The sequence below is a fragment of the Staphylococcus sp. FSL W8-0774 genome, from assembly GCF_038006785.1.
In the GTDB taxonomy this organism is placed as follows: Bacteria; Bacillota; Bacilli; order Staphylococcales; family Staphylococcaceae; genus Staphylococcus; species Staphylococcus pasteuri.
In genome coordinates this window covers 2,161,424-2,184,693 of record NZ_JBBOVW010000001.1, presented here as the reverse complement: position 1 = coordinate 2,184,693, position 23,270 = coordinate 2,161,424, and the positions used below count along the sequence as shown (strand labels likewise).

The window sequence follows — 23,270 nt, the reverse complement described above, 5'->3', positions numbered from 1 at the left end:
ACATAAAGGAGAACATAAATTATGATGAAATTATTTATTATATTAGGAGCCTTAAATACAATGATGGCTGTTGGAACTGGTGCATTCGGTGCACATGGTTTAGAAGGTAAGCTATCAGAAAAGTACATGTCTGTTTGGGAAAAAGCGACAATGTATCAAATGTACCATGGACTAGCATTATTAATTATTGGTGTGATTGGCGGAACAACATCAATCAACATTAATTGGGCTGGATGGTTAATATTCTTTGGTATTGTATTCTTTAGTGGTTCATTATATGTATTAGCTTTAACACAAGTGCGAATATTAGGTGCTATTACACCAATTGGTGGCGTATTATTTATTGTCGGCTGGTTAATGTTAATTATTGCAACGTTTAAGTTTTCAGGTTAATAAAACCGTTAGTTCAGTTTTTGAAATAAAATTAATAATAATTCGATATTTAAGTTACATGACTCACCTTTTCGGGTATACACATACATCGAGGTGAGTTTTTAATTATGGAAAATAACGAAAATAAAAAGGTAGATAGAGGCGACCTCAAAAAGAACTTATCAGAAAAGTTTGTTTGGGCGATTGCATATGGTTCATGTATTGGTTGGGGCGCATTTATACTACCAGGGGATTGGATTGGGCAAGCAGGTCCTGTAGCTGCATCCATTGGTATTGTCATTGGCGCTATACTTATGATTTTAATCGCAGTAAGTTATGGTGCTTTAGTAGAAAAATTCCCCGTTTCTGGTGGGGCATTTGCATTTAGTTTCTTAAGTTTTGGTAGATATGTAAGTTTCTTCTCTTCATGGTTCTTAACCTTTGGTTATGTCTGTGTTGTAGCATTGAATGCCACCGCTTTTAGTTTATTGATTAAATTTTTATTACCAAGTGTACTCAATAACGGAAAAATGTATTCAGTTGCAGGTTGGGATGTCTACATAACTGAAATTATTATTGCAACAGTATTATTACTTGTCTTTATGTTTATAGCTATTAGAGGCGCAAGTGTATCTGGGTCATTACAATATTATTTTTGTGTAGCTATGGTTATTGTAGTATTATTAATGTTCTTTGGTTCATTCTTTGGTAATAACTTTGCCTTAGATAACTTAAAACCATTATCAAATCCACATGAAGGTTGGTTCATGTCTATTATCACTATAGTAGCAATTGCTCCATGGGCTTATGTAGGATTCGATAATATACCACAAACAGCCGAAGAATTTAACTTTGCACCAAACAAAACATTTAAGTTAATTGTGTATAGTTTACTTGCAGCATCTATGACATATGTTGTAATGATTTTATATACAGGATGGTTAAGTACAGATCAAAAAAGTTTAAATGGCCAGTTATGGTTAACAGGTGCAGAAACACAAACAGCATTTGGTTATATTGGTTTAGCTGTATTAGCTATTGCTATTATGATGGGTATCTTTACTGGATTAAATGGATTCTTGATGAGTGCCAGCAGACTACTATTCTCTATGGGACGTTCAGGAATTATGCCAAGAGTATTTAGCCGCATTCATAGTAAATACAAGACACCTTATGTAGCAATTATTTTCTTAGTTGCGGTATCTTTAATAGCACCATGGTTAGGACGTACTGCGTTAACATGGATTGTTGATATGTCTTCAACAGGTGTTTCTGTAGCATACTTTGTGACTTGTTTATCTGCTACTAAGTTATTCAGTTACAATAAACAAAGTAATACGTATGCACCAATTTATAAAACATTCGGTATTATTGGTTCAGTCGTATCATTCATTTTCTTATGTTTATTATTAATACCTGGTACACCAGCATCACTTTCATTACCATCTTATATTGCATTAGGTGTATGGTTAGTATTAGGATTGATTTTCTTTGTCATTCGCTATCCTAAATTGAAAAAAATTGATAACGATGAATTAAGTAGATTAATTTTAAACAGAAGTGAAGATGAGGTAGAAAACATAGTTGATGAACCAGTCAAAAATAAATAATAATTAAAAAGTCATGATGAGAAAAGAGAGAACCTCTTAAATACTCATCATGACTTTTTTTATATTTATAGTTTTTTTCTAGTTATAGCGAACCCAGAAATAATGATTTTTGAAATTTGATCTGCAAACAGTAAACCTAAAGCAATAGCACCTGCAATTAATGTAACTTCAAGCATGGTATTGATTGCTTTATTAAAGTGTAATAAAACTAAGCTTTTAGTAGCATCGTAAGCAAGACCACCAGGAACTAAAGGTATAATTCCAGTTACCATAAAAATAATAGCGGGTTCTTTTTTATATCTAGCCATATAGTGACTTAATAGACCTAATGCAAGACTACCGAAGAAGCTGGAATATATTGTATGAGCTTCTAATCCATTATAGAACAGTGTGTAAACCATCCAACCACAAGCCCCAACAAATCCACAAGATAGATATAATTTTCTAGGAGCATCGAATATGACACAAAAGAACAGAGATGCTAAAAAACTAAATATAAAATTTAATATCCAAAACATATAACAACTCTCCTAGATTAATATTAATATTGAACTTACACCTGCACCTATACCAAATGAAGTGACAAGTGCTTCTAAAGATTTCGTTGTAAACATAAGCATATGGCCACCAAATAAATCTTGAATCGCATTTGTTATCAATACACCAGGAACAATAGGCATGACTGAAGCGATAATAATGGTCGCAAGATTACCTTGAGGTACTAAAGTATGACCAGTTACAGCAATCAAAGCTATAACAACAGAGCCTATAAATTCAGGTATGAACTGAGCATGTAACTTTCTATCTAGTATTTCAACAACTAGATAACCTAAACTACCTGCAAGTAGAGCAGTAATAATATCTACTAGGGAACCACCTTGTAAATAAAAAAAACTAACTGCAATGATTGCTGCGGCAAATCCTTTAAAAGGAAGGCTGCTATCTCTTTTAGCGACATAAATTTTTTCTAATTTTTCTTTAGCTTCTTCAAGACCCATCGTCCCTTTAGTAATTAAACGAGAAATTTCATTTGCTTGTGAAATCTTAATTAAATTAGTGTCTCTTGTTTTTATTCTAAACATACGTGGGGTTGCTTCATTATGTAAATGAAATTGAATAACGGTATTTGTAACGAAGCTATTACTTTCTTGATAACCTAATTTTTTAGCGATGCGATTCATTGTATCTTCTACCCGTGTACCTTCAGCACCAGATTCAAGTAAAACACGTGCGGCTAACATAACCACATCTTTGATGAGACGTTCATGCTCGTTTTCATTTACTACTTTTGTCATTTAATCACCAGTTTTTAAAATTTTTAAATTTAGATATATTAATTATAGAGTATGAAAAGAGAAAAAACCATTATATAGCGATAAAGAAAGACTGTAAAACATTTCAGTTTTAATAACTATATAGAAAAAAGAAGTGAATGACAAAATTGATAAGCAATTTAATTCATGATTTTTCGATAAAATTTAGAAAAATAAAAGGAAAATGTATAAATTGATACTTATATAAACTTATTGCATTTTATATATATAACTCAACACTAAAATAATGTTTCAAATATTTCAAAAAGGTTAAATTAATATTAGTTAACTATTACAAAATATATTGGGTAGCGACAATATATTTAATTTAGTTAACTTATACGTAGTAGTGATTAAAGTTCTCCCAAGGATACTACACGTCAGAAGTACACTTTGCTTGCAAAGTGTACTTTTTTAATTAGTTTATAGATATGAAAAGAGAATCCCTATTCATATAAAAATAGGAATTCTCTAATAATCAACTGTTAAATTTTGAAAAATTGATTGAAGTTTTCAGGGTTTAAAATATGACCTATATAGAAACTTCCGAAGTCTCCATAACGTGCAGTAGTTTCATCAAAACGCATTTCATAAACAATTTTTTTGAATTGTAAGACGTCATCTGAGAATAAAGTAACACCCCATTCAAAGTCATCAAAGCCGACAGAACCAGTGATAAATTGTTTGATTTTACCAGCATATTTACGTCCAATCATTCCGTGGTTATACATTAATGATTTTCTTTCTTCCATTGGTAACATATACCAGTTATATGTTTCATTTCTACGTTTATCCATAGGATAGAAACAAATATAATCAGAATGTGGTAGTTCAGGATATAATCTAGCTTTTACATGAGGGTTTTCATATGGATCCTCATCAGATTTACCTGCTAAGTAATTACTTAATTCAATGACTGACACATAAGAGTATGTCGGAATAAAGAAATCAGCTATATGTAATTTGTTAAGTTCATTTTCAATTAAATTAAGGTCTTTCATTTCAGGACGTAAGAACCATAATAATAAATCGGCTTTTTGTCCTGTAATATTATAAATAGCTTGATCTCCTGTATGAGAGCTTCTAGCTTCAGATTTATCGTTCACGAAACTTTCGAATTCAGCAATCATTGATTCGCGTTCTTCTTGAGGGACTAATCTAAAAGTAGCCCAATCAACTGCATAAAATAAATGTAAACTATACCAACCATCCAATGTTTCGGCTGCTTCACTCATATTTATCGCTCCTTTAATTCTATAATATCAATTCACATTAAATTTTATCATAAATAAATAGTCAGCTCCTAAGTAAATGATTACAAAAAAGTGAAATGGAATTCTATTTTAAAATAACGTATAATTAGTTTTGTAAACGTTATTATGAAAAAGAAATTCAAGGAGGACATTATGACTAATCTATTAAATGTATTAGAAAACAAATTATCAGGAAAAAATGTAAATATCGTGTTACCTGAAGGGGAAGACGAACGTGTGTTAACTGCGGCTACACAATTACAAACTACAGATTATGTAACACCAATCGTTTTAGGTAATAAAGAAAAAATTCAATCCTTAGCAGAAGACAAAGGTTTGGATATTGCTAATATAGAAGTCATCGATCCTTCAACAAGTGAATTGAAATCAGAATTAGTAGACGCATTTGTTGAACGCCGTAAAGGCAAAGCAACACAAGAACAAGCTGAAGAATTATTAGAAAACGTTAATTACTTTGGAACAATGCTTGTATACACTGGTAAAGCAGCAGGCTTAGTAAGTGGAGCAGCGCATTCAACTGGTGATACTGTTCGTCCAGCATTACAAGTTATCAAGACTAAACCTGGCGTATCTAAAACATCTGGTATCTTCTTTATGATGAAAGGCGAAGAACAATATATCTTTGGCGATTGTGCAATTAACCCTGAATTAGATGCACAAGGTCTTGCTGAAATTGCTGTTGAAAGTGCTAAATCTGCACAAAGTTTTGGTATGGAACCTAAAGTGGCTATGTTAAGCTTTTCAACTAAAGGATCTGCTAAATCAGATGACGTGACTAAAGTTCAAGATGCATTGAAATTAGCGCAAGATAAAGTAGCTGAAGAACAATTAGACAATGTTGTTATTGATGGGGAATTCCAATTTGATGCAGCAATCGTACCAAGTGTAGCTGAGAAAAAAGCGCCAGGTGCTAAAATTCAAGGAGATGCAAATGTTTTCATTTTCCCTAGTTTAGAAGCAGGTAATATTGGTTACAAAATAGCTCAAAGATTAGGTGGATATGATGCAGTTGGTCCAGTTTTACAAGGCTTGAATTCTCCTGTAAATGACTTATCTCGTGGATGTTCAATTGAAGATGTCTATAACTTATCAATTATTACTGCTGCACAATCATTACAATAATGGACTTAGCAAATAAATATTTTAATGACATAGAATGGCGATACATTGACCATTCCAGTGGTTTGGAACCTATGCAATCATTTGCTTTTGATGACACGTTTAGCGAAAGTGTAGGTAAAGATTTATCACCTAACGTAGTGAGAACTTGGATTCATCAACATACTGTTATTCTTGGTATTCATGACTCTCGATTACCATTCTTAAAGGATGGTATTGCCTATCTAACAGATGAAATGGGCTATAACGCGATTGTACGTAATTCGGGAGGTCTTGGGGTTGTCTTAGATCAAGGAATATTAAATATTTCATTAATGTTCAAAGGGCAGTCAGAAACGACAATTGATGAAGCATTTACTGTTATGTATTTGCTTGTTGCCAAAATGTTCGAAGACGAAGATGTAGAGATAGATACTCTTGAAATTACACATTCTTATTGCCCAGGAAAATTCGATTTAAGTATTAATGGTAAGAAATTTGCAGGCATTTCACAAAGACGTGTAAGAGGCGGTATTGCAGTTCAAGTCTATCTATGTGTTGAAGGTTCGGGTTCAGAACGTGCATTAATGATGAAACATTTTTATGACCGTGCTTTAAAAGGTGAAACAACTAAGTTTATTTATCCTGATATTGAACCACAATGCATGGCATCCCTTGAAACGCTTTTAAATAAAAAGATTACTGTACAAGACACCATGTTTTTATTACTATATGCCATCAAAGATTTAGGTGGACGCTTAAATATGGACCCAATCACTGACGATGAGTGGCAACGCTATGAAGGTTATTTTGATAAAATGATAGACCGTAATGCAAAAATGATAACTAAAATGAACGAAAAGTAGTATAAATTAGATAACAATGACAATTTAAAATAATTAGCCGTCTTATTTAATATGACTTAGTACCACAATATAATCGATATTGAGGTTTAATGTCTTTAAAATAAGACGGTTTTTTATAGTTTTTGCAGTGATAACGTAGTTTAATAAACTATAAAAATGATGTATTGAGTACATTAAATTTCTTATATTATATATAAATCTGTGTATTCCAAGAATTATTTGTAGTATTATAGTTTAGGTGGAAAAATTTATATAAAAAGAGCAGATTTAAGTTTATAAAATGTAAAAATGTTTACAAAACCTTAGTTAAAGGTAAATATATTCAAGATTTTGTATAGAGGTATAAAATATATAGTTTGTTATTTAAAATCGTAATAATATCATTACATATGATACTCGTTAAAATATTACTCTGTAAAAAACTATATATACAAACATAAACACGTAAAGACAATGAAGAATCAGATTAGTGAAGGTATAATAAAAGGTGATAATAACATGACAAAAAAAGGATACGGGGAGTCTACAGGTAAAATTATTTTGATAGGCGAGCACGCAGTAACTTTTGGCCAACCTGCTATAGCTATTCCATTTAACGCCGGTAAAATTAAAGTGTTAATAGAAAGCCTTGAAAAGGGAAATTATTCAGCCATCGAAAGTGATGTTTATGATGGTCTTCTTTATGATGCGCCAGAGCATTTAAAATCAATCGTGACACGTTTTATCGACAAAACGGGTGTAGAAGAGCCATTATTAATTAAAATTCAAACTAATTTACCACCTTCAAGAGGGTTAGGATCAAGTGCAGCAATAGCTGTTGCTTTTACTAGAGCAAGTTATGATTTTCTAGGAGAAACTTTAAGTGATAAAGAATTAATTGAAGAGGCTAACTGGGCAGAAAAAATTGCTCACGGTAAACCAAGTGGTATTGATACACAAACGATTGTTTCTAATAAACCAGTATGGTTTCAAAATGGTCATGCTGAAACTTTAAAAACACTTCAATTAAACGGCTATATGGTTGTTATTGACACTGGCGTAAAAGGTTCAACAAAACAAGCAGTTGAAGATGTTCACAATTTATGTGAATCACAAGAATACATGAAACATATTGAAAATATTGGGGACTTAGTATACCAAGCAAGTCAGGCAATCAAATATCATAATTTCAAACAATTAGCCAATATTTTTAATGAATGTCAGCAAGATTTAAGAAATTTAACAGTAAGTCATGATAAAATAGAAGAGTTGTTAGAAATAGGAAAATCCCATGGTGCAATTGCAGGTAAATTGACTGGTGGTGGACGTGGCGGAAGCATGTTGTTACTAGCTGAAGATTTACATACTGCAGAAAAAATTGTAGCGGCAGTTGAAAAAGCAGGAGCTGCACATACATGGATTGAGTATTTAGGAGGTTAACCCATTGGCAAAAAGTGGCAAAGCGCGTGCACATACAAATATTGCATTGATTAAATATTGGGGAAAAGCTGACGAAAAGTTAATTATCCCTATGAATAATAGTCTATCTGTATCATTGGAAAAGTTTTATACCGAAACTGAAGTAACGTTTGACAGTGACTATCAAAATGATCAATTTATTTTAAATGGTGAAGAAGCCAATGAAAAAGAAACTAAAAAAATTCAATCTTATATGGATATTGTTAGAGAAGTAGCAGGTACAAATTTACATGCTCGTATTGATAGTCATAATTTTGTGCCGACAGCTGCTGGTTTAGCATCATCTGCAAGTGCATACGCAGCGCTCGCAGCAGCTTGTAATGAAGCTTTACAACTTCGATTAACAGATAAAGATTTATCTCGTTTAGCACGTCGTGGGTCTGGTTCGGCATCTCGAAGCATTTTCGGTGGTTTTGCTGAATGGGAAAAGGGTCATGATGACGAAACATCATATGCTCATCCAGTCGATGCAAATCATTGGGAAGATGATTTGTCTATGATATTTGTCGTTATCAATAATCAATCTAAAAAAGTATCCAGTCGTTCAGGTATGTCATTGACACGTGATACATCTCGCTTTTATCAATATTGGTTAGATCACGTAGATGAGGATATAGCTGAAGTTAAGCGCGCGATGTCATCTAAAGACTTTAAACATCTTGGAGAAGTGATTGAGGCAAATGGTTTACGTATGCATGCTACAAACCTTGGTGCTCAACCGCCATTTACATATTTAGTACAAGAAAGCTATGATGCAATGGCTATTGTTCACAAATGTAGGGAAATGGGATTACCTTGTTATTTCACAATGGATGCTGGTCCCAATGTGAAAGTCCTTGTTGAAAAGAAAAATAAACAAGCAGTGATTGAACAATTTAAAAAACAATTTGATGATTCAAAAATAATTGCAAGTGATATTATCGCTACAGGCGTTGAAATAATTAAGTAAGGAATTGATAGAATGATTCAGGTCAAAGCACCCGGTAAACTTTATATAGCTGGTGAATATGCAGTTACAGAACCAGGATATAAATCTGTGTTAATTGCATTAAATCGCTTTGTTACAGCAACAATCGAACCTTCAAATCAAGTTGAAGGTACAATTCATTCAAAAACATTACATCACGAACCTGTAACATTTTATAGAGATGAAGATAGCATTGTCATTTCTGATCCACAGGCGGCTAAACAATTAAATTATGTTGTTACAGCCATAGAAGTGTTTGAACAGTATGCTAAGAGTTGTGACATCCCTTTAAAACATTTTCATTTAACAATTGATAGTAACTTAGATGATGCTAATGGTAATAAGTATGGTCTTGGTTCAAGTGCCGCTGTGTTAGTGTCAGTTGTTAAAGTACTTAACGAGTTTTATGAATTAGAATTATCTAATCTTTATATTTATAAATTAGCAGTTATTTCGAATATGAAATTACAAAGTTTAAGTTCTTGTGGCGACATTGCCGTAAGTGTTTATAGTGGTTGGTTAGCATATAGTACATTCGACCATGACTGGGTTAAGCAGCAAATCGAAACGACTTCAGTAAATACGGTATTAGACAAGAATTGGCCTGGTCTTCATATCGAACCATTACAAGCGCCAGAAAATATGGAAGTATTAATAGGATGGACTGGTTCACCAGCATCTTCACCACACCTAGTTAGCGAAGTTAAAAGACTTAAATCTGATCCCGCTTTTTATGGCGAATTTTTAGATAGTTCACATCAATGTGTTGAAAATTTAATCCATGCATTTAAAACTAACAATATTAAAGGTGTACAAAAGATGATTCGTCAAAATCGTCTTATCATTCGTCAAATGGATAATCAAGCATCAGTAGATATTGAAACAGAGAAATTAAAACATTTGTGTGACATCGCTGAGCAACATGGCGGTGCTGCTAAAACTTCAGGAGCTGGCGGTGGAGATTGTGGTATTGCCATCATTCACCAAAATGCTGACAAACAAAAGATATATGAAGAATGGACGTCTAATGGTATTAAACCTTTACTATTTAAAATATATCATGGGCAATAATGATATGAACCTTTTAAAATGATTGATTTTATCGTCGTTATAACAAATAACTTGATGATAAATATCTAATCTATTTTAGAAGGCTTTTTTATGAACAAAACGTTACATAGTTAAAAAGTAACTTGAATTTTTTGGTAAAAAGAGTAAAATAATTAAAGTTATATATAGATTAGGAAGCACAATTATAAAAATAGATAACTATTAAAAAGTAATAATACAAAAATATAGAAAGGTGGGCGATGACAATATGAAAAATAAATTTTTAATATGCGATGAATGTCAGGCAGTTAACGTTAAAACTTTGCAAAAGAAATTAGAAAAGTTAGACCCTGAAGCTGAAATAGAAATAGGTTGTCAGTCATATTGTGGTCCGGGTAGACGTAAGACTTTTGCATTCGTAAATAATCGTCCACTAGCTGCTTTAACTGAAGAGGAATTAATTGAAAAGGTTACTAAACAACTGAAAAAACCTCGAGATCCTGAAGAAGAAGAACGTTTAAGAAAACGTAATGAAGAACGTAAAAGACGTAAAGAAGAACAAGATAGAAAATTAAAAGAAAAACTTGAAAAGAAAAAAGTATTGAAATAATAGTAGAGAAGCCATCATATTAACGAATGATGGCTTCTTTCTTTATATGTTAAACAAATCGTTGAATGATTCTGTCATTGTTGGATGTGTGTAGATATTATCTCTTAAAACTTGATATGGAATGTTTTGATCCATTGCTAACTTAATTAGGTTGATCATTTCTTCTGATTCTTTACCATATAATGATGCACCTAAAATTTGATGATTTTCTTTATTAATGACTACTTTAAATAATCCTCGACTGTCATTGTTAATTTTATGTCTAGGAATTTGATTGACGGGAAGTAGCTTGTCTATATAATTATAATTTGCTAATTTAGCTTGATCGCTAGTCATTCCAACTCGAGATAATGGTGGATCTATAAACATAGTATAAGGTATGAAACCTCTATTTTCTGTTGTACGATTTCCACCTCCATAAAGATGAGATTGTATAATACGATAATCATCTAATGATATATAAGTAAATTGCATGCCACCTTTAACATCACCAGCTGCATAAATATGTGCTACTGATGTTTGTAGATGTTCGTTCACTGCTATTGAACCATCTTTAGTTAATTGGATATCAGTATTTTCCAATCCTAAATCGACATTTGGTCTACGTCCTGTCGCAAGTAATACAGCATCAGATTCAAAGTTTCCTTGAGTGGTTTTAATAATGGTTTTGTCGACATCATCAATCAATTCAGTCGTATTAACATTAGTTAAAATAGTAACATCCTTATTCTCTAAGTCATTAATAATTGCATTAACGATGTCACGGTCTTCTCTAGGCATTAATTTTGAACCATGTTCTAAGATGGTTACTTTAGTATTTAAATTAGCAAACATAGAGGCAAATTCTAAAGCGATATAACCCCCACCAATGATTACTAAATGTTTAGGTTGATAAGATATATCTAATAAACCAGTGGAATCAAATAGATGTTTAGCATTATTGATACCTTTAATATTAGGAATATTTGCTTTAGCTCCAGTATTAATAACGATATGTGGGGCTGTAATAGTCTTAATGATGTTGTTATTTTTATCTAACAAATGAACTTCAGTATTCGACTTAAATTGCGCTTTATAATTTAATACACTTATATTTTCATCGCTTGCTAAAAGTTGATAGTTTTTTTGATTTAATGCTTGTACAACTTCTTGTTTTCTTGAAAATGCATCATCAAATTTTGTACCTGCAATCCCGTCATGAACAAGTACTTTTGATGGGATACACCCTATATTGATACAGGTGCCACCATACATAGATTTTGATTGCTCTATCATTGCGACTTGTTGTCCTTGTGCTGCTGCGAATTTTGCTAATGTCTTCCCAGCTTTACCAAATCCAATAATAATTAGATCATATTTGTTCATTGATGTTGTCCTCCTGTTGTATTTGATGAACTATATCTTGGATAGTTATAGAACTATAGTAGTTTAATATATGATTTGCTTCTTGGTTTTGATGGTATGTCATTGTATCGGCAATATGTCTTGCTATGATGCAATGACTTGATTGCTTCCCTGTAAAAATACGTTTTTGATTAGGTTGTTTATCTAACACAAAGTATTGATATAAGTCAGACAGTTTAACATGTTTTGTCATATCATTAGCCTGGTAGCCACCACTTTTTCCACGAATGGTGACAATATAATCGTGATAGGTAAGAAGCGTTGCAACTCGTCGTAATTGAACAGGGTTAATGCAAGTAAGTTCTGCTAATGCTGTACTGTGATATCTTTGATGATTATGTTTTGTTAAGAAAGCGAGCACATGAATCGCAATATTAAACTCTAAGTTCATAACATCCTCCAAAATGTAACTGTTATAGTTACATTAAATAAAAAAATTAATTAATAGTCAATGGGTATAAATTTGAAGAGATTAAAAGTACGATTTTTAATTAATCTTATGATTGCGTTATGAAATCTAATAATTTAAACATGACTTCTTTATTTTCCTCAGGTACATCATAGTTAATAATCTCTTGAGGCATTTGATTTAATACAGAATCAACTGCATAAGTATAGTCATTAATAACGATTTCTTTAACGTCGTAAGGCCCTGGTTCAAAATGGAATTGTAATCCAATTACATTTTGATTTAGTAGAAAGCCTTGATTGTTTAAATGCTCACTTGAAAATAATAGCTCGGCATTTTTAGGTATTTGAAACATTTCTTCATGCCAATGTAAAGCCATTAATTCTTTTGGTAAGTATGGAATAGTATCAGTTTCTAGGTAAACTTTATCCCAACCAACTTCTTTCACTGGTGATTTACTTACTGTGTAGCCAATCGCTTTTGTAATTTGTTGTGCACCATAACAAGCTCCAAACATTGGCTTATTCACTTTTAATAAGTCTCTTATAAGTTCTCTTTCTTTATAAATCCATTCATCTGTATCATTAGGACTCATAGGCCCACCTAAGATAATAAGTAAATCTGTTTCGTCTGCAGTTGGTAATACACCGTTATAAAAATAGGGATGATAGATATATAAGTCATGGTTATTTTCTTTTGCCCAATCACCAATAGCTCCTACACCTTCATTTGGTGTATGTTGTAAAACATTAATTCTCATTTAATCAACTCCTTCTCATAGTTACTTTATAATATCAAATATTACTATATGAATGATACGTTTAATTTTAGGGTAAACATAAAGCATTAAAATACAATTCGCTGAAGGAGAGATGAATAGAATGGCTCAAGAAGTAACATTAGGTAAATCAGATGTTAAAGTATTTCCAATTGCACTAGGTACTAATGCAGTAGGTGGACATAATCTTTATCCAAATTTAGATGAAGAACAAGGTAAAGAAGTTGTTAGACAAGCGATTAATAATGGAATTACCTTACTAGATACAGCATTTATTTATGGTCCTGAACGTTCTGAAGAATTAGTTGGAGAAGTTGTGAAAGAATATCCAAGAGAACAAATCAAAATTGCTACGAAAGGTTCTCATTACTTCGATGAAAACAATGATGTACATCAAAATAATGATCCAGAGTTTATTAAACAACAAGTTGAAAACAGTTTAAAACGTCTTCAAACAGATTATATTGATTTATTTTATATTCATTTTCCAGATGATAATACGCCAAAAGATAAAGCAGTTGCAGCATTACAAGAATTAAAAGAAGAAGGAAAAATTAAAGCAATCGGTGTATCTAACTTCACATTAGATCAATTAAAAGAAGCAAATAAAGATGGTTTAGTAGATGTTGTTCAATTAGAATATAATTTATTGCATAGAGAAAATGAAGAAGTGATGGCATACGCTGCTGATAATCAAATTACATTCGTGCCATATTTCCCATTAGCGTCTGGAATTCTAGCGGGTAAATATGATGAAGATACAACATTTGAAGATCATCGTGCGACAAGAAGAGACTTTAAACCTGAGGTATTTAAAGATAATGTACGTCGAGTAAAACAGCTTACAGATATTGCTGAAGCTCATGATACAACTATAGCTAATGTAGTGTTAGCATTTTATCTTACTCGTCCAGCGTTAGATGTTGTTATTCCAGGTGCGAAACGTGCTGAACAAGTGGTAGAAAATATTGAAGCGGCTAACGTAAAATTATCACAAGACGAAATTGATAAAATCGATTCTCTATTTCCAATTAACAAATAAATAAACCAACCTTTTTTAAAATTAATCCCGTAAATAAGCTAAATATTGGCGATTTACGGGATATTTTAAATTTATATAATTCCAATTGATTAGATATAATAGTTAAAATTTTTTCATTCTCTGATACATATTTTTAACTTTAACGGGTAAAAAAACATATTGAATAGTTGAGCAACTTACTTAAAGAATAATAGATAAGGAGGAAAGGGTAATGATTACAGTTTTATTCGGTGGCAGTCGTCCAGAAGGAAACACAGCGCAATTAACGCAATACGCATTAGAAAATGTTGAACACCAATGGATAGACGTTACACAATATCAATTAAATCCAGTAAGAGATGTACGTCATAATGATAAGAAGATAGATTCATATCCAGATGATTATGAACAATTAATTAAAACTGTGCTAGAAAGTGATGTTGTCATTTTTGCGTCGCCAATTTATTGGTATAGTTTATCAGCATCATTAAAAGCGTTTATTGATCATTGGTCAGAAACAATGGTAGATGAAAGATATTCAGATTTTAAAGAAATAATGTCTAAAAAAGACTTTAGATTAATATTAGTAGGTGGAGACTGTCCAAAAGTGAAGTCTAAACCTTGTGTTGATCAAATGAAATATACATTAGAATTTATTGGCGGAGAACTCGCTGGTTACATTATTGGTACAGCTGAAAGACCTGGCGATATCATGAAAGACAATTACGCATTAGAAAGAGCGAGAGAATGGAATCATTTATTCAAACAATAGAATTAATGTAAATAACTTGTAGTACAATATAAGACCCTTCGCTTATGTATTAGTGAAGGGCTTTGTTATGTTTATAGTACTTCTTACAATACGAAGAATACAAAATATGAATTTTTATGAGTTGTTTTCATAGATAATTTTAAAAAATATATAAGTATATAAAATTAAATACGCTGCGTTAAATGAATACGATACATATATGATATAATGCATTTATTAATAACTTGTAATTGTTAGGGGAGACAAAAATGCATAGAGTCAGAGAAGCAACAAGTACAGATGCGATAGCGATTAGAGATGTAGCAACAAAAGCTTGGTATAATACGTATTTAAATATTTATGCTGCTAGCACAATCAATGAATTATTAGCAGCGTCATATAACGAAGAACATTTAAAGAAAAGAATGCAAGAGCAATTATTTTTAGTTGCAGAAGAAGATGAAGAAATTGTAGGTTTTGCCAATTTTATTTATGGTGAAGAATTATATTTATCAGCGCATTATGTACATCCTGAGTCTCAACATAAAGGCTATGGTACGTTGTTATTAGAAAAAGGTTTAGAGTCATTTAAAGGGAAGTATGACACGGTTTTCTTAGAAGTTGATAATCAAAATGATGAAGGTATTCATTTCTATAAAGAACAAGGGTTTGAAATTATAAGATCTTATCAACCAGAAATGTATGGGGAAGTCATGAATTTAGCATTAATGAAGAAAGTCTTTTAGTTCACAATTATTTTTATTTTAAAGAAAATTACAATGAATGTATGCTATCAATGATTATGACTACTTACTAAATTGAATAGAGTCTATAGAGTAAATGTTAGGGGACAAAAAAATATATGTCTCCCTTTAAAAGGAGGTATTTCATGACACAATCATCGTATGCAACGACGAAACTTGCAGAGGAAAAGGTATTCAAAGATCCTATACATAGGTATATACATGTTAAAGATCAATTGATTTGGGATTTAGTGAAGACAAAGGAATTTCAAAGATTACGTAGAATTAAGCAACTTGGCACATTATATCTTTCCTTTCATACAGCTGAACATAGTCGATTCGGACATTCTCTAGGTGTTTATGAAATAGTGCGTCGTATGATAGATGAAACATTTGAAGGTCGCGATGCATGGGATAACGAAGACCGTCCTCTTGCCTTGTGTGCTGCGATGTTACATGATTTAGGTCATGGACCGTTTTCACATAGCTTTGAAAAGATTTTTAATACAGATCATGAAGCGTTTACTCAGGAAATTATTACCGGAAATACAGAAGTAAATGAAGTATTGAGTCGTGTTTCAGCTACATTTCCACAACAAGTAGCTGATGTAATTAATAAGACTCACGATAATAAGTTAGTCATATCTATGATTTCATCACAAATTGATGCAGACCGAATGGATTATCTACAACGTGACGCTTACTTTACTGGAGTATCATATGGTGCTTTTGATATGGAACGTATTTTACGTTTGATGAGACCTTCTAAAGATGAAGTTTTAATTAAAGAAAGTGGTATGCATGCAGTTGAAAATTTCATCATGAGTCGTTATCAAATGTATTGGCAAATATATTTCCATCCTGTCAGCAGAGGTGGAGAGGTATTATTAAATAACTGTCTGAAAAGAGCTAAACAACTATATAATGAAGGGTATCAATTTAAGAAATCACCTGAAGATTTTATACCATTTTTCGAAGGGACAATGACAATTCAACAATATGTTGATTTAGACGAAGCAGTTGTTATCTATTATTTGAAAAAATGGGTCGAGGAAGATGACATGATTTTGAGTGATTTATCACGTCGTTTTATTAATCGTGATTTATTTAAATATATTCCGTTTGACGGCTCAATAATAACAATTTCAGAACTTCAAGAGTTATTTGAAGCGGGAGGAATTAATCCTAATTATTACTTTGTGAGCGAGTCGTTTTCAGATTTACCTTACGATTATGATCGACCAGGTTCTAATCGTAAACCCATTCACTTACTAAGAAGAGATGGTTCAATTAGAGAGATTAGTAATCAATCATTAGTCATTAATAGTATTACAGGAATTAATAGAGAAGATTATAAATTATATTATCCAAAAGAATTGATTTTAAATATTAAGGATGAAGAGATAAAAGGTTCTATTATTAATCTTTTAAATGAATTAAATTAATCAATCGATTGATAGAAATTGTTTGCTCATTTAATATAGAATTCAGTTGGAAATTGTCAGAGGAGGTGGCCTACGTGTCAGAAAAGAAAGGTTTTAATTTTAATATTATTAAAAATGATCCCTTAGATGGACATAAAGGTACCAATATTGGTTCAATTACTTTAGATAATATTGCGCCAGTATTTATAGATGTTGCAAATCAAGAAGCTTTTATTGATATTGGTGGCATGCATGCACGTGCTAAAGTTGAAAAAGGTGTTAAATGGATTACCGACAAATCAGAAGTAGAAGGCGAAGAAGCAAAAGAATACTGGCTTTGTTGGGTTACTACTGAAAGAGGAGAACATGGCCCATATTACGCTGGTGTAACGGGATGCTATTTATTAGTAAATAAAAGCATTCGTCGTGGGTATAAAAGTATGCCTGAACATGTGAACATGATGGATAAATCTATGAAACATCAAATTATTATCGATCATATTGGTAAAGAGAATAAAAAAGTACTTAAAGACTTTTTACAAAATCATAATGAAGATATGTGGAATAACTCAAGCAAAGAATTATTTGACGCATTTGAATAAATAATTAATAAACCAACAACTTTCAAAATCATCCTTTGATGATGTGTAGTTGTTGGTTTATTTTTATATTATAAATTGAGTTGTTCAACCATACATTTAGTTATTTGTTGGTAAATAGTTTGGATATTTTGATTATACTTTTTGGCGATTTCTTTGATTTGATCAAATTCTGGTTTGGCTTTGATTAATTCATCATTTTTATAAGCTAATTTAACTGACACATTGCCATAAGGTGTTTCAATATCATGATATTGACGACTTAGAATACGACGGTTAACTGTATAGCTTCTAACACCTAATGTTGATGTATGTGTAAGTATGAAATCTTCAATAGTTGATTTATAATCTGGTTTACAAATAACTGTAAGTTGAGTAGCAGGGCGTTGTTTTTTCATAATAATTGGTGTGTAGAATATGTCCAATACCTTTTGATTTACAGTATTTTCCATTATATCACCTAACATTTCAGCGGTCATATCATCAATTTGACATTCTATGACCTGTACCTGGTCAGCTTCATTTTGTTGATCTAGCACTTCAAATTGAATGACTCTTAACACATTTGGAAAGTCGAATTCTTTGGTTCCGGCTCCATAACCAATGTTCTTCATTGTATTTGCAGGAAATGTACCAAACGAATTTACAAGGCTTTTAGCAAAAGCTGCCCCAGTAGGTGTAGTTAATTCACTAGATACATTAAACTGTGCTAAAGGTATTCCTTTTAATATTTCTGCAGTAGCTGGTGCTGGAATTGGATAAACACCATGTGCGATTTTTATTCGACCATTTCCTGTTGGAATAGGTGAGCAATAAAGAATATCTATGTCTAAAAGTTCTAGAGCAATACAGCCTCCAATAATATCAATGATTGAATCCATAGCGCCTACTTCATGAAAATGAACTTCGTCTACTGACATACCATGTATTTTAGCTTCAGCATGTGCAATAACATTGAAAATAGCTTTGCTACGCGTTTTAACTCTATCATTTAAAGTACTATTATCTATAATGTTATATATATCAGAAGCTTTACGATGATGGTGTGATTCTTCAAAATCAATTTTCAGTGACGTGGCTTGTATGCCTTGCTTCATTACTTTATTAAAATGTAATGAAAACGTATCGATGGGTAATTTTTTTAATTCATTTTCAATTTCCTGAGGGTTAGCACCTATATCTACAAGTGCGGATAATAGCATGTCACCAGCAATACCAGCATGACAATCTAAATACAATGCATTACTCATATTAGTGTCTCCATTTCTATTTATTTTCCAACATGTTTATAATCATCGAAGCATTATAACCAGCACCAAAACCATTATCTATATTAAGTACACTTGTTCCAGGCGCACATGAATTAATCATTGATAATAATGTTGTTATACCATTTAAATTAGCACCGTAACCTACACTAGTAGGAACTGCATAAACAGGATGATCCACTAATCCTCCGACAACGCTAGCTAATGCACCCTCCATACCTGCTATAACAATTGAAACGTGACCTTTACGTATATCTTGGATATGTTCAAAAAGGCGGTGAATACCTGAAACACCTACATCATAAAATCTTTGAACATTTGTACCCATGACTTCTGCTGTTAAGGCTGCTTCTTCAGCGATAGGTAAGTCCGAAGTGCCAGCACATAATACTGAAATGTACGCGTTTGATTTAGGTATAGCATCAATTGGACTAGATATGATTTGTGCTAAATCATGATATTGTAATTGTGGATGATTATTGATAATATATTGCGCTTTGTCATTATTCACTCGAGTTACGAGAATAGTTTGATTGGTATTAAGTAAACTTTCGATAATTTGATCAATTTGTTCTTTAGTTTTACCTTGTCCAAAGATGACTTCAGGGAAACCTTGTCTTTGTGCACGATGTAAATCGATTTTAGCAAAGCCCAATTCGTCGTAATGACGGAGTTGGGCTTTCGCTTCTTCTACAGATATTTGATTGTTGTGAACTTTATTTAGAATTTGTTCTAGTTGTTCGTTGTTATCTTTCATATTTTGACATCCTTATAATTATTAGAATTAATACTTAAAATTCAGATGACTTAGTGTTTATAACTTCGTTCATACTACCTGTACGATAACCTTCTAAATCGATAGTTACGTAGTCAAATCCTAGCTCTTTAAGTCTTAATGTAATATTTGTTTTATTTTGAATAACTGTAGATAACGCATCATCTTCTACTTCAATACGTGCTATATTTTGATGATAACGTACACGAACATTATTAACGCCTAGACTTAGAATATATTTTTCTGCTTCATTAACTTTATTTACTTTTGAAAAGCTTAAAGGTTCACCATATGGAATTCTTGAAGCTAAACTACATAATGCTGGTTTATTCCAAACTGGTAAATGATGTTGTTGACTTAAATCACGTACTTCAGATTTGTATAGCTCAGCTTCTTGAAGTACACTTCTAACATTAAATTCTTCTCTAGCTTTTAATCCAGGACGGAAATCTTCTAAGTCATCCATAATCATTCCGTCGATAACATAGTTAAATCCGACTTGTTTTCTGATATCTTCTAAATTGCTATACATCAAACGTTTGCTATAATACCAGCTTTCTGGTGTGTTTTTAATAATATTTTCATCATTCAATTCAGACATTTCAGCTTCTACTACATGAATACCTAAGCTATTACCAAGTTCGATAGCTTGGTCAAATTCTTCATTACGGAAAAGTTCAGATTTTACTACAACAGGCATTACATTTTCAGTTCCTAAATTGTCGATTGCTTTTTTTAGAACGAGACTACTATCTACACCACCAGAAAAGGCGATAACTACACTTCCCATATTGTTTAATAATTGATCTAATTTTTCTTCTTTATTGTTTATATTAGTCATGTTGAATTCCTCCTATAAGTAATTTAAATTATTCATTTTCTACGTATGGAATTGTTAATGGACCTTGAGGCATGACACCAATCGTTAATGGACGACCATACGATTCTTCTAATTCTTGTAATGTTTTTTCGATATCTGATGTAGGATTAAGCATTGAGTCTTTAAGTTGTTGGTCAGTTAACTCTGAATATACATATACATTGGCAAATGTTTGAATACTTGCTTGTTTTTGTACTTGCCATTGGTCAACTTCAGAAAAGTTAGGATCATGTATTAAATCTAAAATACCTTGAGGCGTATCTGCCATTTTGAAAATTTCAGCGAATTTACCATGATCTGGGAAACCATCTGCACATTCAGAAACCATAATAATATTACCGCCTTCTTTAACCACTTTACTTGCAGCACTCATACCTTTAACAGTTTGATAAAGGTTTTGGTCAAGTGGATAACCTGAGTTAGAGGCAATAACGACATCGAATCTTTGATCACATTTAAACATGGCATGTTCTTTAACATAGGCACAACCTTGTTTGTGTGCTTCAAAAACTTCTCCGCCGAATGCTGCAGTAATCTCTTTATCTTTGTTTAATGCAACGTTTAACATAAAGTGTGGCTTACACATTTTATTTACTTCACGAGCCATATTTTGGACAGGATTATCATCTAAATTTCCCCAAGTTGAACGAGGGTCGCCAATCATTTGGGCATTATGGAAAGTTTGAATGGTTTCAATTCCAGCAATACCTGGCATAATACCTTTAGGACCACCAGAAAAACCTGCAAAAAAGTGAGGCTCAATAAAACCAGTCACAATTTTAAAATCAGATTCTACATAATCTTTATTTAAATAAACATCACAACCATATTGACTATGGCCAACTTTTGTTAAGCTTTCTTCTTCATTACAATGATTGTGAACAATTTTAACAGTGTCAACAATGTCTTCGCCTAACATACTTATTAATTCTTCTCGCGTTTGATCTCTATGTGTGCCAGTGCCATTAATAATCACAAAGTTTTCTCGAGGTACATGACTTAACTCTTCCATTAATAACGGTACCAATATATGGTTAGGTGTAGGTCGTGTAATATCACTAATGACAATAGAAACTGTATCACTACTTTTAACCATGTCTTTTAAGGGCTTCGAGTTGGTAGGATGTTGTAATACATCTTTAATCGTTCCCTCTACGTTTTCCACTGGATCAATATTTAAGGGTTCTATGACTGTGCTATCGTCAGGAACTTCAACATCTATTTCAGATTTCCCATATAATACTTTTGTTAACAAAATATTCCCCTCCGTTGTAGAAGCATTGAAATCTCTTCTTGTTTTTGTTCTGAATTGTTTGATTATTATAGTTAAATTATATCATAGGTATTGCAATATTTTAATTTATGAAAGTATACAACTATTACCACCATTGAATTGTTCATTTATATGTAAATGTAAATTTATGAATTAATATTTTGTTTTCTATATTTATATTGTAAAAAAAGATTAAATAGTATTAAAAAATTCATCAAAAAAATGTATATTTAATATAGATAAACATAAGGAGGGTAAAATATGCCTGAACAACAAAAAGATAATAATGCATTAGTTTTTATAATCCTTGGATGGGTATTTTCTGCGTTATCACTAATTGTATTACCAATTATTTTTGGTCCAGCAGGAATTGTGTTTGGTGCTTTAACAATTAGTAAAGGTAAAAAGACACACGGTATTATCATTATCGTCGCTGCAATAGTATTCACTATTTTAGGGTTCACTTTAGGATATATTATTGCATCAAATGCAGGTGCATAATTTTACCAATAGCTTTTAAGATAAATCATATGAAGTAGAATAGTTAAATTTAGTAAGAAAATAAAATACAGCTATAAATTCAGCCATTCATTTTGAAAAAGAATGAATGGCTATTATTATAGGAAAGTTTAATGAATTTTAATGAATTAAAATTGATATAGGGGATGAGACCATGCAATTTAAATTAAAAGAAAATGAACTAATCGATTATTTAGAACTAAAATATCCTGAGTTAAATTTTGTTAAAGGTAGATTTTTAGTAGGACAACATAAGCAAGAAGACTTACATGTGTATTATTTAGGAGAAGATACGTTTGCGTGTGTCACTATTGCATTTAAAACTTTTGAAATTAAAGATGCTGATATTTTAGATTATGCACCTGTTATAGAGATAAGACTTAAAGATGGTATGTTATTTAGAAAAATGCGAATTGTAACTGAAGCGGGTATATTAAAATATGGCACATCTAAAGTGTTGCTAAGTGACTTTCAAAAAGAAAACTATGACAAGTTTATAGATGGAAATAAAGAAAAAGTGATTTATAAAGAAGGAGCGTTCCAATAGTTATCATTTCAGCATAGGGTATATTTACACATACATATAAAAATGATAATATAAAAATTAAATAATTAATATTATAGAATATGAGGTATAGACATGAATAAATTAATATTCATTACAACATTGAGTTTCGGCATCGTATATTTCTATAAGTATCAAATGGAAAAATATAAGTATCAAAGTGATATTGTTGATATTGAATCAGTAGAAGATTTGATTTAAGTATACTTGTTTTACTTTAAGTGGGTGAACTAATTATAGTTT

General features: G+C 31.7%; 26 protein-coding genes. 16 read left to right on the top strand and 10 right to left on the bottom strand.

The features are described from left to right. Nucleotides 1-24 precede the first annotated feature (24 nt). Together NSQ15_RS10790 and NSQ15_RS10785 are read left to right on the top strand one after the other, a co-directional pair. Nucleotides 25-393 (top strand): DUF423 domain-containing protein, encoded by a 369-nt coding sequence (locus NSQ15_RS10790; RefSeq protein WP_096807881.1) that lies wholly within the window; start codon nucleotides 25-27, stop codon nucleotides 391-393. Nucleotides 394-500: 107 nt separating this feature from the next. Further along, complete coding sequence (locus NSQ15_RS10785; protein ID WP_217232521.1) at nucleotides 501-1,982, top strand: APC family permease; 1,482 nt, start codon at nucleotides 501-503, stop codon at nucleotides 1,980-1,982. Nucleotides 1,983-2,047: 65 nt separating this feature from the next. Here the strand turns inward: NSQ15_RS10785 and NSQ15_RS10780 are convergent, their stop codons facing one another. From NSQ15_RS10780 to hemQ, 3 genes are all read right to left on the bottom strand, one after another. Then, a complete protein-coding gene (locus NSQ15_RS10780) occupies nucleotides 2,048-2,500 on the bottom strand; it encodes a threonine/serine exporter family protein (protein ID WP_017636383.1) in 453 nt (150 codons plus the stop codon). 12 nt (nucleotides 2,501-2,512) lie between these two features. Further along, nucleotides 2,513-3,277: a threonine/serine exporter family protein gene (locus NSQ15_RS10775; RefSeq protein ID WP_340747157.1), complete on the bottom strand. Its 765-nt coding sequence runs from the start codon at nucleotides 3,275-3,277 to the stop codon at nucleotides 2,513-2,515. A gap of 503 nt (nucleotides 3,278-3,780) precedes the next feature. After that, complete coding sequence (gene hemQ, locus NSQ15_RS10770) at nucleotides 3,781-4,530, bottom strand: hydrogen peroxide-dependent heme synthase (RefSeq protein ID WP_124760820.1); 750 nt, start codon at nucleotides 4,528-4,530, stop codon at nucleotides 3,781-3,783. A gap of 171 nt (nucleotides 4,531-4,701) precedes the next feature. Here hemQ and pta point away from each other — a divergent pair, with 171 nt between their 5' ends. The 6 genes from pta (at nucleotide 4,702) to NSQ15_RS10740 (ending at nucleotide 10,618) form a co-directional block, all read left to right on the top strand. Then, on the top strand, nucleotides 4,702-5,691 hold the full coding sequence (pta, locus tag NSQ15_RS10765; RefSeq protein WP_046466392.1) for a phosphate acetyltransferase: 990 nt from the start codon (nucleotides 4,702-4,704) through the stop codon (nucleotides 5,689-5,691). Beyond that, complete coding sequence (locus NSQ15_RS10760) at nucleotides 5,691-6,533, top strand: lipoate--protein ligase family protein (protein WP_026083429.1); 843 nt, start codon at nucleotides 5,691-5,693, stop codon at nucleotides 6,531-6,533. The genes pta and NSQ15_RS10760 overlap by 1 nt, the downstream gene beginning before the upstream one ends. Nucleotides 6,534-7,031: 498 nt before the next feature. After that, nucleotides 7,032-7,952, top strand: a complete 921-nt coding sequence (mvk, locus tag NSQ15_RS10755; RefSeq protein ID WP_340747156.1) for a mevalonate kinase — start codon at nucleotides 7,032-7,034, stop codon at nucleotides 7,950-7,952. Between the two features lie 4 nt (nucleotides 7,953-7,956). Then, a complete protein-coding gene (gene mvaD / locus NSQ15_RS10750) occupies nucleotides 7,957-8,940 on the top strand; it encodes a diphosphomevalonate decarboxylase (protein ID WP_017636377.1) in 984 nt (327 codons plus the stop codon). 12 nt (nucleotides 8,941-8,952) lie between these two features. Further along, entirely contained in the window at nucleotides 8,953-10,029 is a 1,077-nt protein-coding gene (locus NSQ15_RS10745) for a phosphomevalonate kinase (protein WP_017636376.1), read from the top strand. Between the two features lie 247 nt (nucleotides 10,030-10,276). Further along, a complete protein-coding gene (locus tag NSQ15_RS10740) occupies nucleotides 10,277-10,618 on the top strand; it encodes a DUF1450 domain-containing protein (protein ID WP_340747155.1) in 342 nt (113 codons plus the stop codon). A 42-nt stretch (nucleotides 10,619-10,660) separates the two neighbouring features. Here NSQ15_RS10740 and merA read toward each other — a convergent pair whose 3' ends face one another. The 3 genes from merA to NSQ15_RS10725 form a co-directional block, all read right to left on the bottom strand. After that, complete coding sequence (gene merA, locus NSQ15_RS10735) at nucleotides 10,661-11,983, bottom strand: hypothiocyanous acid reductase MerA (protein ID WP_124760818.1); 1,323 nt, start codon at nucleotides 11,981-11,983, stop codon at nucleotides 10,661-10,663. After that, a complete protein-coding gene (gene hypR / locus NSQ15_RS10730) occupies nucleotides 11,970-12,413 on the bottom strand; it encodes a redox-sensitive transcriptional regulator HypR (protein WP_017636373.1) in 444 nt (147 codons plus the stop codon). The genes merA and hypR overlap by 14 nt, the downstream gene beginning before the upstream one ends. A gap of 106 nt (nucleotides 12,414-12,519) precedes the next feature. Next, nucleotides 12,520-13,191 (bottom strand): type 1 glutamine amidotransferase, encoded by a 672-nt coding sequence (locus NSQ15_RS10725; RefSeq protein ID WP_070452655.1) that lies wholly within the window; start codon nucleotides 13,189-13,191, stop codon nucleotides 12,520-12,522. A 121-nt stretch (nucleotides 13,192-13,312) separates the two neighbouring features. Here NSQ15_RS10725 and NSQ15_RS10720 point away from each other — a divergent pair, with 121 nt between their 5' ends. The 5 genes from NSQ15_RS10720 (at nucleotide 13,313) to NSQ15_RS10700 (ending at nucleotide 17,750) form a co-directional block, all read left to right on the top strand. After that, nucleotides 13,313-14,251 (top strand): aldo/keto reductase, encoded by a 939-nt coding sequence (locus NSQ15_RS10720; protein WP_029056386.1) that lies wholly within the window; start codon nucleotides 13,313-13,315, stop codon nucleotides 14,249-14,251. 211 nt (nucleotides 14,252-14,462) lie between these two features. Then, a complete protein-coding gene (locus tag NSQ15_RS10715) occupies nucleotides 14,463-15,002 on the top strand; it encodes a flavodoxin family protein (RefSeq protein WP_017636370.1) in 540 nt (179 codons plus the stop codon). 248 nt (nucleotides 15,003-15,250) lie between these two features. Next, entirely contained in the window at nucleotides 15,251-15,727 is a 477-nt protein-coding gene (locus tag NSQ15_RS10710; RefSeq protein ID WP_017636369.1) for a GNAT family N-acetyltransferase, read from the top strand. A gap of 143 nt (nucleotides 15,728-15,870) precedes the next feature. Continuing rightward, on the top strand, nucleotides 15,871-17,169 hold the full coding sequence (locus tag NSQ15_RS10705; protein WP_340747154.1) for an HD domain-containing protein: 1,299 nt from the start codon (nucleotides 15,871-15,873) through the stop codon (nucleotides 17,167-17,169). Nucleotides 17,170-17,243: 74 nt separating this feature from the next. Continuing rightward, entirely contained in the window at nucleotides 17,244-17,750 is a 507-nt protein-coding gene (locus tag NSQ15_RS10700; RefSeq protein WP_017636367.1) for a YwhD family protein, read from the top strand. Nucleotides 17,751-17,818: 68 nt separating this feature from the next. Here the strand turns inward: NSQ15_RS10700 and larC are convergent, their stop codons facing one another. The 4 genes from larC to larA are packed head-to-tail and all read right to left on the bottom strand — an operon-like array spanning nucleotide 17,819 to nucleotide 21,925. Continuing rightward, entirely contained in the window at nucleotides 17,819-18,997 is a 1,179-nt protein-coding gene (larC, locus tag NSQ15_RS10695; RefSeq protein ID WP_070452650.1) for a nickel pincer cofactor biosynthesis protein LarC, read from the bottom strand. 16 nt (nucleotides 18,998-19,013) lie between these two features. Then, on the bottom strand, nucleotides 19,014-19,772 hold the full coding sequence (gene larB / locus NSQ15_RS10690) for a nickel pincer cofactor biosynthesis protein LarB (protein ID WP_070452647.1): 759 nt from the start codon (nucleotides 19,770-19,772) through the stop codon (nucleotides 19,014-19,016). Between the two features lie 34 nt (nucleotides 19,773-19,806). Continuing rightward, on the bottom strand, nucleotides 19,807-20,631 hold the full coding sequence (gene larE / locus NSQ15_RS10685) for an ATP-dependent sacrificial sulfur transferase LarE (RefSeq protein ID WP_029056390.1): 825 nt from the start codon (nucleotides 20,629-20,631) through the stop codon (nucleotides 19,807-19,809). A gap of 28 nt (nucleotides 20,632-20,659) precedes the next feature. After that, nucleotides 20,660-21,925, bottom strand: coding sequence for a nickel-dependent lactate racemase (gene larA / locus NSQ15_RS10680; RefSeq protein ID WP_046466402.1), 1,266 nt, complete (start codon nucleotides 21,923-21,925; stop codon nucleotides 20,660-20,662). A 279-nt stretch (nucleotides 21,926-22,204) separates the two neighbouring features. Here larA and NSQ15_RS10675 point away from each other — a divergent pair, with 279 nt between their 5' ends. The 3 genes from NSQ15_RS10675 to NSQ15_RS10665 all read left to right on the top strand — a co-directional run bounded on the left by NSQ15_RS10675 (nucleotide 22,205) and on the right by NSQ15_RS10665 (nucleotide 23,228). Then, nucleotides 22,205-22,444 carry a hypothetical protein gene (locus NSQ15_RS10675; protein ID WP_029056392.1) on the top strand — a complete coding sequence of 80 codons (240 nt, stop codon included), beginning with the start codon at nucleotides 22,205-22,207 and terminating at the stop codon, nucleotides 22,442-22,444. 172 nt (nucleotides 22,445-22,616) lie between these two features. Continuing rightward, nucleotides 22,617-23,009 carry a hypothetical protein gene (locus NSQ15_RS10670; protein ID WP_070452646.1) on the top strand — a complete coding sequence of 131 codons (393 nt, stop codon included), beginning with the start codon at nucleotides 22,617-22,619 and terminating at the stop codon, nucleotides 23,007-23,009. Between the two features lie 93 nt (nucleotides 23,010-23,102). Further along, nucleotides 23,103-23,228 (top strand): hypothetical protein, encoded by a 126-nt coding sequence (locus NSQ15_RS10665; RefSeq protein ID WP_017636361.1) that lies wholly within the window; start codon nucleotides 23,103-23,105, stop codon nucleotides 23,226-23,228. Nucleotides 23,229-23,270 lie beyond the last annotated feature (42 nt).

What these genes read in the sequence shown, in the direction of transcription:
- larB (WP_070452647.1), bottom strand. Translation starts at nt 19,772, where the DNA reads ATGAAAGATAACAACGAACAACTAGAACAAATTCTAAATAAAGTTCAC.
- NSQ15_RS10740 (WP_340747155.1), top strand. Translation starts at nt 10,277, where the DNA reads ATGAAAAATAAATTTTTAATATGCGATGAATGTCAGGCAGTTAACGTT.
- NSQ15_RS10775 (WP_340747157.1), bottom strand. Translation starts at nt 3,277, where the DNA reads ATGACAAAAGTAGTAAATGAAAACGAGCATGAACGTCTCATCAAAGAT.
- NSQ15_RS10745 (WP_017636376.1), top strand. Translation starts at nt 8,953, where the DNA reads ATGATTCAGGTCAAAGCACCCGGTAAACTTTATATAGCTGGTGAATAT.
- NSQ15_RS10790 (WP_096807881.1), top strand. Translation starts at nt 25, where the DNA reads ATGAAATTATTTATTATATTAGGAGCCTTAAATACAATGATGGCTGTT.
- NSQ15_RS10675 (WP_029056392.1), top strand. Translation starts at nt 22,205, where the DNA reads ATGCCTGAACAACAAAAAGATAATAATGCATTAGTTTTTATAATCCTT.
- mvk (WP_340747156.1), top strand. Translation starts at nt 7,032, where the DNA reads ATGACAAAAAAAGGATACGGGGAGTCTACAGGTAAAATTATTTTGATA.
- NSQ15_RS10665 (WP_017636361.1), top strand. Translation starts at nt 23,103, where the DNA reads ATGAATAAATTAATATTCATTACAACATTGAGTTTCGGCATCGTATAT.
- NSQ15_RS10760 (WP_026083429.1), top strand. Translation starts at nt 5,691, where the DNA reads ATGGACTTAGCAAATAAATATTTTAATGACATAGAATGGCGATACATT.
- NSQ15_RS10715 (WP_017636370.1), top strand. Translation starts at nt 14,463, where the DNA reads ATGATTACAGTTTTATTCGGTGGCAGTCGTCCAGAAGGAAACACAGCG.
- NSQ15_RS10710 (WP_017636369.1), top strand. Translation starts at nt 15,251, where the DNA reads ATGCATAGAGTCAGAGAAGCAACAAGTACAGATGCGATAGCGATTAGA.
- NSQ15_RS10785 (WP_217232521.1), top strand. Translation starts at nt 501, where the DNA reads ATGGAAAATAACGAAAATAAAAAGGTAGATAGAGGCGACCTCAAAAAG.
- NSQ15_RS10725 (WP_070452655.1), bottom strand. Translation starts at nt 13,191, where the DNA reads ATGAGAATTAATGTTTTACAACATACACCAAATGAAGGTGTAGGAGCT.
- hypR (WP_017636373.1), bottom strand. Translation starts at nt 12,413, where the DNA reads ATGAACTTAGAGTTTAATATTGCGATTCATGTGCTCGCTTTCTTAACA.
- NSQ15_RS10720 (WP_029056386.1), top strand. Translation starts at nt 13,313, where the DNA reads ATGGCTCAAGAAGTAACATTAGGTAAATCAGATGTTAAAGTATTTCCA.
- NSQ15_RS10780 (WP_017636383.1), bottom strand. Translation starts at nt 2,500, where the DNA reads ATGTTTTGGATATTAAATTTTATATTTAGTTTTTTAGCATCTCTGTTC.
- pta (WP_046466392.1), top strand. Translation starts at nt 4,702, where the DNA reads ATGACTAATCTATTAAATGTATTAGAAAACAAATTATCAGGAAAAAAT.
- larC (WP_070452650.1), bottom strand. Translation starts at nt 18,997, where the DNA reads ATGAGTAATGCATTGTATTTAGATTGTCATGCTGGTATTGCTGGTGAC.
- merA (WP_124760818.1), bottom strand. Translation starts at nt 11,983, where the DNA reads ATGAACAAATATGATCTAATTATTATTGGATTTGGTAAAGCTGGGAAG.
- hemQ (WP_124760820.1), bottom strand. Translation starts at nt 4,530, where the DNA reads ATGAGTGAAGCAGCCGAAACATTGGATGGTTGGTATAGTTTACATTTA.
- larE (WP_029056390.1), bottom strand. Translation starts at nt 20,631, where the DNA reads ATGACTAATATAAACAATAAAGAAGAAAAATTAGATCAATTATTAAAC.
- NSQ15_RS10705 (WP_340747154.1), top strand. Translation starts at nt 15,871, where the DNA reads ATGACACAATCATCGTATGCAACGACGAAACTTGCAGAGGAAAAGGTA.
- NSQ15_RS10670 (WP_070452646.1), top strand. Translation starts at nt 22,617, where the DNA reads ATGCAATTTAAATTAAAAGAAAATGAACTAATCGATTATTTAGAACTA.